Genomic DNA, 13,501 nt, shown 5'->3' with positions numbered 1-13,501 from the left:
AAGTGATCGTGTGCCTATACGTTCACTCGTCAGCGCGGCGCCCCGGCCCACCGCCAACGCCGTGCGGTCCGTGTTGTCTCGGGAAAGGTCCCCGCATGCTCTCCGGGAACGGTCGTCACCGTCGCCCCCGTCAGGCCCCGGCCTTCGTCGTCGCGGCCGGAGTGACCGGTTCCGCCATCGCCATCCCGCTCCTCGGCGCCAGTGGCGCCAGCGCGGCCGACGGCACCGTGTGGAACAAGGTGGCGGAGTGCGAGACCGGCGGCTCCTGGAGCCAGAACACCGGTGACGGGTTCTACGGCGGTCTGCACCTGACCCTGGAGGACTGGGAGAAGTACGGCGGCACGGAGTACGCCGAGCGGCCCGACCTGGCCAGCCGCTCCCAGCAGATAGCCGTCGCCGAGAAGGTCCTCGCCGACCAGGGCGTCGGTGCCTGGCCGGCCTGCGGGCTGCTGTCCGGGCTCACACAGCAGTCCGGCGCGGCCGACGTGGACACCGGTGTGACCGACGGCGCGTCAACCGGTACGGCCGGTTCGTCCGATTCCTCCGCCTCGCCCGAGAGTTCCGCCTCGTCCGATCCCGCCGACTCCGCCGAGCCGTCCGGTTCCACCGCCGGCTCCGGAACCGCCGCCTCCCCGGACGCCTCCGCGCCTTCCCGGGGCGCCTCCGAGGGCTCCTCCGAAGCCTCCCCGAGCGCTTCCGGCGGCAAGGGCTCCACCACCGGCTCCGCCGCGACCCCCGGGGCGACCACGACGCCGGACGCCGGCGCACAGGAACCCGACAGCTCGCCCACAGTCGACCCGAAGTACGACGAGTCGGACAACTCGGGCCAGCCCGTCGGCTCTTCGGGCCTCGTCGACACGGGCGCCCTCGGCCTCGACGAGCAGGGCACCGGACGTCATCGCGGCACCAGCGCCGAGGAGGACACCTCCGGCGCCGCCGCCGCGACCACCGGCCGGCACGCCGCGCCCGCCGACGGAGCCGGGGCGGGGTCGTACACCGTCCGCGTCGGCGACAGCCTCGCCTCCATCGCCGACTCCCTTGACGTCGACGGCGGATGGCACCGCCTCTACGACGAGAACAAGGACGCCATCGGCGCCGACCCGAGCCACATCGTGCCCGGTCAGACCCTGCGTGTCGGTGGCTAAAGGGGCGTAAACGGGCGGGAGTTGACGCCCTGTTTCGTGGCTAATGTCCGGTTTGGCGAAAGTGTGGGATGAGTCTCAGAGGCCCTGATCGTCTTTGAAATTCGCCCGATCGCGTGTCTACGGTCGTGACCGCTCGCCATCGCGGGCCCCGGCCGCCGCAACGCCGAATCCTGCCAGCGGCAGCACGGGAACAGTCGTCGCTTCGAGCGCCGTAGGCAGGAGCGGGGGACCCAAGGTAAGCGCCGCGCCGGTCAGTTGGCCGGGGCGGCTAGGGGTGAAGCCGTGGACGTCACGGGGTGAAAGCCTCGTAACGGACACGGCCGGGCAACTCAACCGGCCCGAACCCGACAGCTCACCTCGCAGGCGTCGGTGAGGGGATCGATCCATGCTGTTTTCCGGCAAGGGCAAGCACCGTCGTCCGTCCAAGGCCACCCGCGCCATCGCGCTCGCCGGTGTCACCGGCGCCGCCGTCGCCGCCCCGCTGATGGCGGCCGGCAACGCCTCCGCCGCCACCGCCTCCGAGTGGGACGCCGTCGCCCAGTGCGAGTCCGGCGGCAACTGGTCCATCAACACCGGCAACGGCTACTACGGCGGCCTGCAGTTCTCCGCCTCCACCTGGGCCGCGTACGGCGGCACGGCGTACGCCTCCACCGCCGACCAGGCCTCCAAGGCGCAGCAGATCGAGATCGCCGAGAAGGTCCTCGCCTCCCAGGGCAAGGGCGCCTGGCCGGTCTGCGGCACGGGCCTGTCGAGCACCCCGTACAACGGCGGCGGCGCCGGCTCCTCCAGCAGCAGCCAGGGCACCACCACCGAGCGCTCCACCGAGCAGAGCGCCTCGCGCACCGCCGAGCGTCCGGCCCAGCAGCAGGCCCCGAAGACGCAGAAGAGCCAGAAGACCGTCACCACCCCGACCGGCAAGAAGGTCAAGAAGGGCGACGGCGAGTACAAGGTCGTCAAGGGCGACACCCTCTCCACCATCGCTGAGAAGCACCACGTCTCCGGCGGCTGGAAGAAGCTCTTCGACCTCAACAAGGACATCGTCGAGGACGCCGACCTCATCTACCCGGGCCAGCAGCTGCACCTGAAGTAAGCGGCCCCCCCCGCATGACTCCCCGTCCCGGTGCGTGTTCCCCCGTACGCACCGGGGCGGGGTTTTTCCGTGTCCGCTCCCTGGAATTCGCCCGGCCGCTTTGTTCCGGTCGTAAACAATAGGTACCGTCTTGCCCAGTCCACGGGACGGTCGGTCGGTGGCCGACGGCCCGAGGACGGTTAGGCTCTAGTCGCGCGGCAGACCAGCCTCGCGCATTCAGCGTCACATCCAAGAAGGAGATGCTCGTGCCGTCCATCGACGTCGTCGTAGCCCGGGAAATCCTGGACTCCCGAGGCAACCCCACGGTCGAGGTCGAGGTCGGCCTCGACGACGGCAGCACGGGTCGTGCCGCCGTCCCGTCCGGCGCCTCCACCGGCGCCTTCGAGGCCATCGAGCTCCGCGACGGCGACTCGAACCGCTACCTCGGCAAGGGTGTGGAGAAGGCCGTCCTCGCGGTCATCGAGCAGATCGGTCCGGAGCTGGTCGGCTACGACGCCACCGAGCAGCGCCTGATCGACCAGGCCATGTTCGACCTGGACGCCACCGACAACAAGGGCTCCCTCGGCGCCAACGCCATCCTCGGTGTCTCGCTCGCCGTCGCGCACGCCGCGGCCGAGGCCAGCGACCTGCCGCTGTTCCGCTACCTGGGCGGCCCCAACGCGCACCTGCTGCCGGTGCCGATGATGAACATCCTGAACGGCGGCTCGCACGCCGACTCCAACGTGGACATCCAGGAGTTCATGATCGCCCCGATCGGCGCGGAGTCCTTCTCCGAGGCCCTGCGCTGGGGTGCCGAGGTCTACCACACCCTGAAGAAGGTCCTGAAGAGCAAGGGCCTGTCCACCGGCCTCGGCGACGAGGGCGGCTTCGCCCCGAACCTCGGCTCCAACCGCGAGGCCCTGGACCTCATCCTGGAGGCCATCAAGGAGGCCGGCTACACCCCCGGCGAGCAGATCGCGCTCGCCCTGGACGTGGCCGCGTCCGAGTTCTACAAGGACGGCTCCTACCTCTTCGAGGGCAAGAGCCGCTCCGCCCAGGAGATGACCGAGTACTACGCCGAGCTGGTCGCGGCGTACCCGCTGGTCTCCATCGAGGACCCGCTGTTCGAGGACGACTGGGAGGGCTGGAAGACCATCACCGCCCAGCTCGGTGACAAGGTCCAGCTCGTCGGCGACGACCTGTTCGTCACCAACCCGGAGCGCCTGGCCAAGGGCATCGAGGAGGGCGCCGCCAACGCCCTGCTGGTCAAGGTCAACCAGATCGGCTCGCTGACCGAGACCTTCGACGCCGTCGAGCTGGCCCAGCGCAACGGCTACAAGTGCATGATGTCCCACCGCTCCGGCGAGACCGAGGACGTCACCATCGCCGACCTGGCCGTCGCCACCAACTGCGGCCAGATCAAGACCGGCGCCCCGGCCCGCTCCGAGCGCGTCGCCAAGTACAACCAGCTGCTGCGCATCGAGGAGATCCTCGACGACGCCGCGGTGTACGCCGGCCGCAGCGCCTTCCCGCGCTTCAAGGGCTGAGCACCGCCCTTGTAGTGCGCTCGTAGGCAGCGTCGTACGTACGTCCCCGTACCCGGTCCCGTACCGTGTGCGGGGACGTACGCGCGTGTGAACGGGAGGCTGGACATGGCGGTGAAGGACCGGGACCGTTTCTCCACCGCGACCAGGATCCGGTTGCTGGGCGAGCAGACGGCCGCCCGGGTCTACCGCTCGCAGACCCGCCGCCAGGCCCGCCGCTCCCGCCTCACCGGCCGCGCGGCGCTGCTCGCGCTGGTGCTGTGCTCGCTGATCGTGGCCCTCGCCTACCCGATAAGGCAGTACGTCTCCCAGCGCGCCGAGATCGCCGACCTGCAGCGGCAGAAGCAGCAGGCGAAGGAACGCGTCGAACAGCTGCGCGACCTCAAGGCGCGCTGGCAGGACGACGCCTACGCCGAGCAGCAGATCCGGCAGCGGCTGCACTATGTGATGCCGGGCGAGACGGGTTACGTCGTCATCGACCCGGCCGCGGACCGGCAGGAGCACACCGACCTCGGGGCGGCCGACCGGCCCTGGTACTCCAACGTCTGGGACGGGGTGGACAAGGCGGACGCCTCCGACCGCTGACCCCCCGCCGCACGACCACCGAACGACCGATAGAAAGACAGGCATGGACACGCCCCCGCCGACCACCCCGCGCACCGAGCCCACCGACGCGGACGTCGAGGCCTTCAAGCAGCAGCTCGGGCGTCCGCCGCGCGGGCTGCGCGCCATCGCCCACCGCTGCCCCTGCGGGCAGCCGGACGTCGTCGAGACCGCGCCCCGGCTCCCCGACGGCACGCCCTTCCCGACGCTGTACTACCTGACGTGCCCGCGCGCGAACTCCGCGATCGGCACGCTGGAGGCCGAGGGCGTGATGAAGGAGATGACCGAGCGGCTGGGGCGTGACCCGGAGCTGGCCGCCGCCTACCGCGCGGCCCACGAGGACTACATCCGGCGCCGCGACGAGATCGAGGAGCTGAGGAACTTCCCCAGCGCGGGCGGCATGCCCGACCGGGTGAAGTGCCTGCACGTCCTGGTCGCCCACTCGCTGGCCGCCGGGCCGGGCGTGAACCCGCTCGGCGACGAGGCGATCGCGATGCTGCCGGAGTGGTGGCGCAAGGGACCGTGCGTGACCCTGCCCGAGACGTCCGAGTCGTCCGAGGAGGCCGGCCAGTGACCCGGGTCGCCGCCATCGACTGCGGTACGAACTCCATCCGCCTGCTGGTCGCCGACTGCGATCCGGCCACCGGCGAACTGACCGACCTGGACCGCCGGATGACGATCGTGCGGCTCGGGCAGGGCGTGGACCGGACCGGGCGGCTCGCGCCCGAGGCGCTGGAGCGGACCTTCGCCGCGTGCCGCGAGTACGCCGAGGTCATCAAGGCGCACGGCGCCGAGCGGCTGCGCTTCGTCGCCACCTCGGCCTCCCGGGACGCCGAGAACCGGGACGAGTTCGTGCGCGGGGTGCTGGACATCCTCGGCGTCGAGCCCGAGGTCATCACCGGCGACCAGGAGGCGGAGTTCTCCTTCACCGGCGCGACGAAGGAGCTGACCGGCCGCGACCACCTGGAGCGGCCCTTCCTGGTGGTGGACATCGGCGGCGGCTCGACCGAGTTCGTCGTCGGCGAGGAGCACGTGCGCGCCGCCCGGTCCGTGGACGTCGGCTGCGTGCGGATGACCGAGCGCCACCTGGTGGTCGACGGGAAGGTCACCGACCCGCCCACCGAGGAGCAGATCGCCGCGATGCGCGCCGACATCGAGGCCGCGCTCGACCTGGCCGAGCGGACGGTGCCGCTGCGTGAGGCGCGCACGCTGGTCGGGCTGGCCGGCTCGGTGACGACGGTGTCGGCGATCGCCCAGGAGCTGCCCGAGTACGACTCCACCCGCATCCACCACTCCCGCGTCTCCCGTGCCAAGGTCCAGGAGATCACCGACTGGCTGCTGCGCTCCACCCACGCCGAGCGCGCGGCGATTCCCTCGATGCACCCGGGCCGCGTCGACGTGATCGGGGCGGGTGCACTGGTCCTCCTGTCGATCATGGAGCGCACGGGCGCGGAGGAGGTCGTGGTGAGCGAGCACGACATTCTGGACGGCATCGCCTGGTCTGTGGCCTGAGTGCACTGCTGAAAAGAAAGTGACTGGTGTTGCTCATGAGTCGTTTCGTCCCTTTTGTGGTGGTGAACCCGGAGAGGGAGTCACCCCACGAGAGGGATGAGGCGAACCATGATCAACAGAGAACAGATCCCGGCCGTCCTGGACCACCCGGTTCTCGACGAGGGCGGCAAGAAGATCGGTGAGGCCAAGCACGTCTTCCTGGACGACGTGACCGGGGCCCCGGAGTGGGTGTCCGTGAAGACCGGCATGTTCGGCACCAGCGAGACCTTCGTACCCATCCGTGAGGCCCGGGTCGTCGACGGTCACACCGAGGTCCCGTACTCCAAGAGCAAGGTCAAGGACGCGCCGCACGTCGACGTCGACGGTGGCGGTCACCTCTCGGAAGAGGAGGAGCACCGGCTCTACGAGTACTACGGCATGGACTGGGACGCCTCCTGGTCCCGTGCCAACCAGCCCGGCGAGGGCGGCTGGGCCCACGGGGGCGGCCAGGGCGCGGCGGGCGCCGCGGGTGCCGCGGGTGCCGCCGGCATGGCAGGTGCGGCGGGCGGCACTGAGACCGCCGGGACCGCCGGAACCGCAGGGACCGCCGGGGCCGCGGGCATGGCCGGAGCGGCCGGGGCCGAGGCGCCGGGGCGGCGGGACGACGCCATGACGCGCTCCGAGGAGCGCATGCACGTCGGCGTCGAGCGCCGCGAGACGGGCCGCGTGCGGCTGCGCAAGTACGTCGTCACCGAGGACGAGGAGCGCACCGTCCCGCTGCGGCACGAGGAGGTCCGCGTCGAGCGCGAGCCCATCACCGACGAGAACCGCGACGCCGCGCTCTCCGGCCCGGAGATCAGCGAGGCCGAGCACGAGGTCGTGCTGCACGAGGAGCGGCCGGTCGTCCAGACCGAGGCCGTCCCGGTGGAGCGGGTGCGCCTGACCGCCGAGGAGCACACCGAGCAGGAGACCGTCCGCGGACAGGTGCGCAAGGAGCGCATCGAGAGCAGCGCCGAGGAGGCGCGCGAGGACCGCGACGGCATGGGTCCCGAGCGCCCGTAGGGGTGCGATCCCCGCTGGTCAGCGGCGACTGTTGAGCGAGTTCGGCCACGGGTGAGCGGGGCTGACGGGCTGTCCGGTGACGCGCTGTCGGGAAAGTTCGTGAAGTTCTTCACAAGGAATTCCCTCCCAGTGACCCCCCGGACGCCTTCGGATCCGCCCTTCGAGTGCCGAACTCGCCTTTGAACATGTTCAGAAGAGGGGGAAGGGGTGCCTTCGGATCGCGTGCCCGACGCCCTGTTGCGGACCCCTCACGACGCCCTCCCGAGCCCAGAGAGGCAGCTCACGCGGCATTGACAACGGGGCGAAGCGGATCACGGTTCCCGTCGCGGATCATGATCTATGTCACGCGGGCCGCGGAGTGTAGCACAGGGTCTGTGCATGCTTGTGAAGGGGCGCACGAGCGACCCCCCTGGGGCGGGTGGATACTCGATGGCATGAGCACCACGGAGCGTCCCAGGATCCTCGTAGTAGGCGGTGGGTACGTAGGCCTGTACGCAGCTCGGCGCATTCTCAAGAAGATGCGCTACGGCGAGGCGACCGTCACGGTCGTCGACCCCCGGTCGTACATGACCTACCAGCCCTTCCTCCCCGAAACCGCCGCCGGCAGCATCTCCCCGCGTCACGTCGTCGTCCCGCTGCGGCGCGTGCTCCCCAAGGCGGAGGTCCTCACCGGCCGGGTCACCACCATCGACCAGGACCGCAAGGTCGCCACGATCGCCCCGCTGGTGGGCGAGGCGTACGAGCTGCCCTTCGACTACCTGGTCATCGCGCTCGGCGCGGTCTCCCGCACCTTCCCGATCCCCGGCCTCGCCGAGCAGGGCATCGGCATGAAGGGCATCGAGGAGGCCATCGGCCTGCGCAACCACGTCCTCGAGCAGCTCGACAAGGCCGACTCCACCACCGACGAGGAGATCCGCCGCAAGGCGCTCACCTTCGTCTTCATCGGCGGCGGCTTCGCCGGCGCGGAGACCATCGGTGAGGTCGAGGACATGGCCCGGGACGCGGCCAAGTACTACAAGAACGTGTCCCGCGAGGACATGCGCTTCATCCTCGTCGACGCCGCCGACAAGATCCTCCCCGAGGTGGGCCCCAAGCTCGGCCAGTACGGCAAGGAGCACCTGGAGTCCCGCGGTGTCGAGGTCTACCTGTCCACCTCCATGGACTCCTGCATCGACGGCCACGTGGTGCTGAAGAACGGCCTGGAGGTCGACTCCAACACCATCGTCTGGACCGCCGGCGTCAAGCCGAACCCGGTGCTGGCCCGCTACGGCCTGCCGCTGGGCCCGCGCGGCCACGTCGACTGCGCGCCCACGCTGCAGGTGCAGGGCACCGACTACATCTGGGCCGCCGGCGACAACGCCCAGGTCCCGGACCTCGTCGGCCGCAAGGCCGGCAACGAGAACGCCTGGTGCCCGCCCAACGCCCAGCACGCGCTGCGTCAGGCCAAGGTGCTCGGTGACAACGTCCTCTCCGGCATGCGGGGCTTCCCGCAGAAGGAGTACAGCCACGCCAACAAGGGCGCGGTCGCGGGCCTCGGCCTGCACAAGGGCGTCGCGATGATCGTCATGGGCAAGATGAAGATCAAGCTCAAGGGACGTCTCGCCTGGTACATGCACCGCGGCTACCACGGCCTCGCGATGCCGACCTGGAACCGCAAGATCCGGGTCTTCGCCGACTGGACGCTCGGCATGTTCCTCAAGCGTGAGGTCGTCGCCCTCGGCGCCCTGGAGTCCCCGCGCGAGGAGTTCTACGAGGCCGCCAAGCCGGCCCCGGCGCCCGCGGCCCCCGCCGCGAAGACCGAGGAGAAGGCCAAGGCCTCCTGACCCTGCGGTCAACCCAGCACAGCCCGAAGGGGCCGCCTGCCATCCGTGGTGCGGGCGGCCCCTTCGGCGTACGGCGCTACTCGCCGCGCAACTGGACCGGCGCCCGCTGCTCCGGGACCTCCGGATCGCCCTGGGCGTCGAGCGCGGTGCCCTCGGGGTAGCGGGCGCAGTCCGCGTAGGCGCCGACCTGGAGGCGGCCGCCGGGGTACTCCTCGACGGAGACCTTGTCGTCGGAGCCGGGCGGCTCCAGCTCCAGGTGGAGCCGCTGCGGGGTGTCGTCGAAGTCGGTCACCTCCCAGCCCTGCGCCGCCAGCTCCCCGCGCGCCCGCCGCAGCGCGGCCACCGCCCGGGCGTGGGACACGCCCTTCACCGCCCACTCGTCGGACACCCGGACCACACCCGGCTCGCTCGGCGGGGAGTCGCTGAGCTGGTCCGCGAGGTCCCGGGAGTAGCAGTTCCAGCCCTCGGCCTCCAGACCACCGCCCGGCCACGCGTCGTCCAGTGCGGCGCCGGTCAGGCCCAGCGCGTCGTACGCGGTCTGCGTGTACCCGTCCAGCCGCGTCGCCGTCGCCACCGGGTCCGCGAGCGGATACCCCTCGCTCCCGCACCCCGCCGTTCCCAGCAGGGCCAGCGTCGCGGCCAGCAGGCCGAAGTGTCGCTTGGTCATGCCCGCATCCTGCGGTGCGGGCCGCCCGCCGGGCATGAGCGGTCGTACTCACTTCCGCCCCGCACCGTGCCCAGACCGAGCAGTCGGCTGAGTACGAGCGCCCAGGTTGCGGCGGTGCCGGCGCGGCGAGGTCAGACAGGTGATCTCTCGGGGCGGGCCCGTAGCGCGGGGGGCCCGGGTGGTACAGGGACCACGTGACCACCCCACCGCCCCCGCCGTCCGGCCCGCCTGGCCCGCCCCGCGGCCCCCTGTCCGGGCCGCCGCCCGCCCAGCCTCCTCCCGAACCTCCCGCCCAGCCCCCGCCCGGACCTCCCGCCCGGCCCCCGGCCCAGCCTCCCGCCCAGCCCCCGGCCGAACCACCGGCCCGGCCACCGGCCGAGCCGCCCCCGCGGAGGCGGCGCCGGCCCCCTTGGTGGCGTCGCGGCTCCGTGCTCGTCGGCGTCGCCGCGGTGGTGGCGGTGGCCGCCGCGGCGGCCGTGGCCGTGGTCGTGCTGCGGGGGCGCGGTGACGACGGCCTCGCCGGTGTCGACACCCCGGCGGAGGCCCAGAAACTCGCCTCCCGGGTGGCGCTGAAACCGACCGACTGGGGAGCCGGCTTCTGGCCGGGCTCGCCCTACGAGACCGGCGGGCAGCCCCTGAGGGTGGTCGACGACGACTGCGGGCTCGTCCCCGGGCCCGGCGACGACGTGCTGGCCACGCTGGAGCGAAACTCCGACCGGGAGAACAACGGTGCCGGCACCGGCGGGTCGGTGACCGCCCAGTCGGTGGTCGTGGTCCTGAAGAGCACCCGTTCCGCCGAGGCCGCCCTCGCCCGGACGCAGTCGGACACGCAGCGCTGCCGGACGGTGTACTCGGGCAAGCAGCAGTGGCAGGACGTGCACGAGGTCGAGATGGCGACACCCGAGGGGTTCGACGAGGTGGCGGTCGAGGAGGGCCGCCTGGCCGTCGACGCGACCGGCCGGTCGGTGGACCAGCCCTACACCCAGGCCACCGGCCGCAAGGGCAGGCTCGTGCTGCGGGCCTACGTCATCGGCAGCCCCCAGGAGAACCGCAGCGCCGCGGTCGAGGCCCTCTCCGAGATGCTGAACCGCGTCTGAGAGAAGGCCCGGACCGCGCTGCGGTCAGAACGGCTCGGCGCTGCCGCCGTCGGCCGTCGGGCCGCCGTCGCTGTTCTGCAACTGCATGCTGCCGAGGAACTGCATGTAAGCCTCGGTCATGGCGTCCACCTTGTCCTGGGGGCCGACGGTCTCCAGCTGGATCATGAACTGGCCGGCGGCGATGAAGCGGACGTAGCCCACGTTCCCGTCCTCGCCGGCGAGCTGGGCGTCGAGGGCGGGGAGGCCCTCGACCGTGCTCTCCTCGCTGGCGGTGGTGGTCACGTTGGTCGAGGCCTTCTGCGACGCGTCCTTGAGGTAGCTGTCCAGCATGGGCCGCAGGTCGTCGGCGCCGGCCGCGCCGTCGTACACGGTCAGGGCGAGCACCCCGTAGTCGGTCTGCGCGAAGTAGGCACGGCCGTCGACACCGTCCGTGGCCCGGGTGAACTGGACGGTCTCGGGCTTGCCGGGCAGCTGCACCGAGACGCCGCTGGGTTTGTCCGTGGTCACCTGCCACTGCCCGGCCTCCGTGCGGAGGCCGTTCGCCTGGACGGCCACCGCGGAGGGTGGCGCCCCGGTGGCCGCGAGGGCGGTGCCGGGCAGCAGGGCACCTCCGGTGATCACGGCGGCCGAGGCGGCGAGCAGGGACAGGCGGCGGAGCGTGGAGCGACGGGTCATGGCGATGCACATCCAAAGGTCTTAGGGGGTGTGGATGGCATCCATTAGCGCCCGGCGCCCCGGGGCCGGTCACGTCCCGGCTTGTCGTGGCAGGGGAACTCGGGACTTGACAGCCCGCCCGGTACGGCGCCCGCCCCGCCCGCAGGGTCAGCGCTCAGTCCGGGCCGCTCCAGTCGAAGGGGAAGTGCTTGCTCGACTTGCCCGAGCGGTCCCAGGCGAAGCCGAAGGCGTCGGCGCGGTCGGTGGTGGCCCGGCCCCAAGTGGCGACCTGGCCCGGCCCGACCTCGGCACCCGGCGCGTTGGACACCTGGACGCGGGCGCCCTCCGCGGTCGTCGGCCCGGTCAGCGCCTCGACGACCGCCGTGACCCGGCCGGGCACCTCGGCCCGCCAGCTCGCGAGGTCGTCGTCGACCTCCACGGTGATCGGCGCGAAGTCCATGCCCTGCATCTCGCCGTGGAACATCTCCACGAACTCCTGCGGCCAGCCGCCCGCCTGCCCGCCGAAGATCGCCCCGAGCGCGCCGCGCTGCTCGTCGTCCGCGCGCTCGTCCATGAAGATCGCGGCCTTGGGGTCGCTGTGGGTGTTCGTCCAGACGTTCCCGGTGAAGGAGGCGACCATCACCACGTTGAGACCGTCGAGCCGTACGTCGCCGAAGCTGCCCTGCCGGATGTGCCAGACCAGCACGCCGTCGCAGTCACCGGTGGTCGGTGCCTGCGCGAACGTGCAAGGGCAGGGGATCGGGCACTTGCACACGTCGAACCAGTCGCCCGTCAGCCGCCAGCGTGGCGGGCCGTTGCTGCTCTGCTCTGTCATGGCGCACCTTCCGGAATGCGAGGCGGCCCCTCCACCAGCTTGCGCCTCGCCCGCCGCACGGCACAACGGCCCGGTCGCCCGACGCCGACCGAGGGTTTGCCGAGACGTAACGCGCGTGGGGGACTGTGGCGGGGCGGGCCAGGTGTTTACGTGGAGACGGACATCCGGGAACGCTGTCACGGAGGTGTGCGCCATGGCTGACGCCGCGCTGCGGCTGAAGAGCCTCATCGAGCAGGTGCTGGGAGCCCCGCTCCCGGTGCGGATCCGCGCCTGGGACGGCTCGCAGGCGGGACCGCCCGACGCGCCGGTCATGGTGGTGCACCACCGCCGCGCCCTGCGCCGCCTGCTGTTCAAGCCGGGCGAACTGGGCCTGGCCCGCGCCTGGGTGGCCGGTGAGCTGGACGTCGAGGGTGACCTGTACACCGCCCTCGACCTGCTCGCGGGGCTGGTCTGGGAGCGCGGCGAGGACGCCCGTACGCTCGGCGAGGCGCTGCGCGACCCGGAGGTGCGGGCCGCCGTGCGGGGGCTGGTACGGCTCGCCGGGCCGCCGCTGCCGCCCGCCCCGCCGGAGGAGGAGATGCGCCGGCGCCGCGGCCACCTGCACACCCGCCGTACCGACAAGCGGGCCATCAGCCACCACTACGACGTCGGCAACGACTTCTACGAGATCGTCCTCGGGCCGTCGATGGTCTACTCGTGCGCCTACTGGCCCGACCCCGACGCCACCCTGGAGACCGCGCAGAGAGACAAGCTCGAACTCGTCTGCCGCAAGCTGGCCCTGACGCCGGGTCAGCGCTTGCTCGACGTGGGTTGCGGCTGGGGTTCCATGGCCGTCCACGCCGCCCGCGAGCACGGCGTCAGCGTCGTCGGCATCACCCTCTCCCAGGAGCAGGCCGCCTACGCCCGCAAGCGCGCCGCCGACGAGGGCCTCACCGACCGGATCGAGATCCGGGTCCAGGACTACCGGGACGTGCGCGACGGCCCCTACGACGCCATCTCCTCCATCGGCATGGCCGAGCACGTCGGCGCCGACCGGTACCTGGAGTACGCGCAGAACCTGTACGGCCTCCTCGCCCCGGGCGGACGGCTCCTCAACCACCAGATCGCGCGCCGCCCGCAGCGCGACGAATCCGCCTATGACGTCGACGCGTTCATCGACGCCTACGTCTTCCCCGACGGCGAGCTGCAGCCCGTCGGCACCACCGTCGCCCTGCTGGAGCGCGCCGGGTTCGAGGTGCGCGACGTGGAGTCGATCCGCGAGCACTACGCCCGCACCCTGCGCCGCTGGGTCGCCAACCTGGAGGCCGACTGGGCGCGCGCCGTGGAGCTGACCAGCCCCGGCCGGGCCCGGGTGTGGCGCCTGTACATGGCGGCCTCGGCGCTGTCCTTCGAGCGCAACCGCATCGGCGTCAACCAGGTCCTCGCCGTGAAGACCCCCGAGTCCGGCGCCTCCGGCATGCCGCTGCGGGCCCGCACCTGGAACTGACACGGCAACGGCCCCGTTCCCGGAA

13 protein-coding genes and 1 riboswitch are annotated in these 13,501 nt (G+C 71.8%); of the genes, 10 read left to right on the top strand and 3 right to left on the bottom strand.

Features of this window, described 5'->3' with window-relative positions; all coding sequences use genetic code 11:
• Positions 1-95: 95 nt before the first annotated feature.
• From IE308_RS27045 to IE308_RS27010, 8 genes are all read left to right on the top strand, one after another.
• Positions 96-1,145: a LysM peptidoglycan-binding domain-containing protein gene (locus IE308_RS27045; protein ID WP_190219928.1), complete on the top strand. Its 1,050-nt coding sequence runs from the start codon at positions 96-98 to the stop codon at positions 1,143-1,145.
• A gap of 197 nt (positions 1,146-1,342) precedes the next feature.
• Positions 1,343-1,526, top strand: a riboswitch (cyclic di-AMP (ydaO/yuaA leader).
• Between the two features lie 4 nt (positions 1,527-1,530).
• Complete coding sequence (locus IE308_RS27040) at positions 1,531-2,235, top strand: LysM peptidoglycan-binding domain-containing protein (protein WP_190219927.1); 705 nt, start codon at positions 1,531-1,533, stop codon at positions 2,233-2,235.
• Between the two features lie 245 nt (positions 2,236-2,480).
• On the top strand, positions 2,481-3,761 hold the full coding sequence (gene eno / locus IE308_RS27035) for a phosphopyruvate hydratase (RefSeq protein WP_110636586.1): 1,281 nt from the start codon (positions 2,481-2,483) through the stop codon (positions 3,759-3,761).
• Between the two features lie 105 nt (positions 3,762-3,866).
• The gene (locus tag IE308_RS27030) at positions 3,867-4,343 is read left to right on the top strand and encodes an FtsB family cell division protein (protein WP_110628628.1); all 477 of its coding nucleotides are present in this window, start codon (positions 3,867-3,869) and stop codon (positions 4,341-4,343) included.
• Between the two features lie 43 nt (positions 4,344-4,386).
• On the top strand, positions 4,387-4,935 hold the full coding sequence (locus IE308_RS27025; RefSeq protein WP_110628627.1) for a DUF501 domain-containing protein: 549 nt from the start codon (positions 4,387-4,389) through the stop codon (positions 4,933-4,935).
• Positions 4,932-5,873 (top strand): Ppx/GppA phosphatase family protein, encoded by a 942-nt coding sequence (locus IE308_RS27020; protein ID WP_190219926.1) that lies wholly within the window; start codon positions 4,932-4,934, stop codon positions 5,871-5,873. The genes IE308_RS27025 and IE308_RS27020 overlap by 4 nt, the downstream gene beginning before the upstream one ends.
• Positions 5,874-5,981: 108 nt before the next feature.
• A complete protein-coding gene (locus IE308_RS27015; protein ID WP_190219925.1) occupies positions 5,982-6,914 on the top strand; it encodes a PRC and DUF2382 domain-containing protein in 933 nt (310 codons plus the stop codon).
• Positions 6,915-7,348: 434 nt separating this feature from the next.
• The gene (locus IE308_RS27010) at positions 7,349-8,737 is read left to right on the top strand and encodes an NAD(P)/FAD-dependent oxidoreductase (RefSeq protein ID WP_110628624.1); all 1,389 of its coding nucleotides are present in this window, start codon (positions 7,349-7,351) and stop codon (positions 8,735-8,737) included.
• Positions 8,738-8,813: 76 nt separating this feature from the next.
• Here IE308_RS27010 and IE308_RS27005 read toward each other — a convergent pair whose 3' ends face one another.
• On the bottom strand, positions 8,814-9,404 hold the full coding sequence (locus IE308_RS27005; RefSeq protein ID WP_190219924.1) for a hypothetical protein: 591 nt from the start codon (positions 9,402-9,404) through the stop codon (positions 8,814-8,816).
• Between the two features lie 428 nt (positions 9,405-9,832).
• On the opposite strand from IE308_RS27005, the gene IE308_RS27000 reads away from it, so the two are divergent.
• Positions 9,833-10,501 carry a hypothetical protein gene (locus IE308_RS27000; protein WP_190219923.1) on the top strand — a complete coding sequence of 223 codons (669 nt, stop codon included), beginning with the start codon at positions 9,833-9,835 and terminating at the stop codon, positions 10,499-10,501.
• A 24-nt stretch (positions 10,502-10,525) separates the two neighbouring features.
• Here IE308_RS27000 and IE308_RS26995 read toward each other — a convergent pair whose 3' ends face one another.
• Together IE308_RS26995 and IE308_RS26990 are read right to left on the bottom strand one after the other, a co-directional pair.
• A complete protein-coding gene (locus IE308_RS26995) occupies positions 10,526-11,176 on the bottom strand; it encodes a hypothetical protein (RefSeq protein ID WP_190219922.1) in 651 nt (216 codons plus the stop codon).
• A 154-nt stretch (positions 11,177-11,330) separates the two neighbouring features.
• Positions 11,331-11,990: a DUF1326 domain-containing protein gene (locus IE308_RS26990; protein ID WP_190219921.1), complete on the bottom strand. Its 660-nt coding sequence runs from the start codon at positions 11,988-11,990 to the stop codon at positions 11,331-11,333.
• A 193-nt stretch (positions 11,991-12,183) separates the two neighbouring features.
• Here IE308_RS26990 and IE308_RS26985 point away from each other — a divergent pair, with 193 nt between their 5' ends.
• Positions 12,184-13,476 carry a class I SAM-dependent methyltransferase gene (locus IE308_RS26985; protein WP_190219920.1) on the top strand — a complete coding sequence of 431 codons (1,293 nt, stop codon included), beginning with the start codon at positions 12,184-12,186 and terminating at the stop codon, positions 13,474-13,476.
• The last annotated feature ends 25 nt before the right edge of the window (positions 13,477-13,501 follow it).

It is taken from the genome of Streptomyces griseosporeus (assembly GCF_014656055.1).
GTDB lineage: Bacteria > Actinomycetota > Actinomycetes > Streptomycetales > Streptomycetaceae > Streptomyces > Streptomyces griseosporeus.
This window is presented reverse-complemented; position numbering and strand designations above follow the sequence as displayed.

Bases quoted from the DNA above. Each gene is read 5' to 3' on its own strand.
- IE308_RS27015 (WP_190219925.1), top strand. From the start codon at position 5,982: ATGATCAACAGAGAACAGATCCCGGCCGTCCTGGACCACCCGGTTCTC.
- IE308_RS27025 (WP_110628627.1), top strand. From the start codon at position 4,387: ATGGACACGCCCCCGCCGACCACCCCGCGCACCGAGCCCACCGACGCG.
- IE308_RS26990 (WP_190219921.1), bottom strand. From the start codon at position 11,990: ATGACAGAGCAGAGCAGCAACGGCCCGCCACGCTGGCGGCTGACGGGC.
- IE308_RS26985 (WP_190219920.1), top strand. From the start codon at position 12,184: ATGGCTGACGCCGCGCTGCGGCTGAAGAGCCTCATCGAGCAGGTGCTG.
- IE308_RS27030 (WP_110628628.1), top strand. From the start codon at position 3,867: ATGGCGGTGAAGGACCGGGACCGTTTCTCCACCGCGACCAGGATCCGG.
- IE308_RS27045 (WP_190219928.1), top strand. From the start codon at position 96: ATGCTCTCCGGGAACGGTCGTCACCGTCGCCCCCGTCAGGCCCCGGCC.
- IE308_RS26995 (WP_190219922.1), bottom strand. From the start codon at position 11,176: ATGACCCGTCGCTCCACGCTCCGCCGCCTGTCCCTGCTCGCCGCCTCG.
- IE308_RS27010 (WP_110628624.1), top strand. From the start codon at position 7,349: ATGAGCACCACGGAGCGTCCCAGGATCCTCGTAGTAGGCGGTGGGTAC.
- IE308_RS27040 (WP_190219927.1), top strand. From the start codon at position 1,531: ATGCTGTTTTCCGGCAAGGGCAAGCACCGTCGTCCGTCCAAGGCCACC.
- IE308_RS27005 (WP_190219924.1), bottom strand. From the start codon at position 9,404: ATGACCAAGCGACACTTCGGCCTGCTGGCCGCGACGCTGGCCCTGCTG.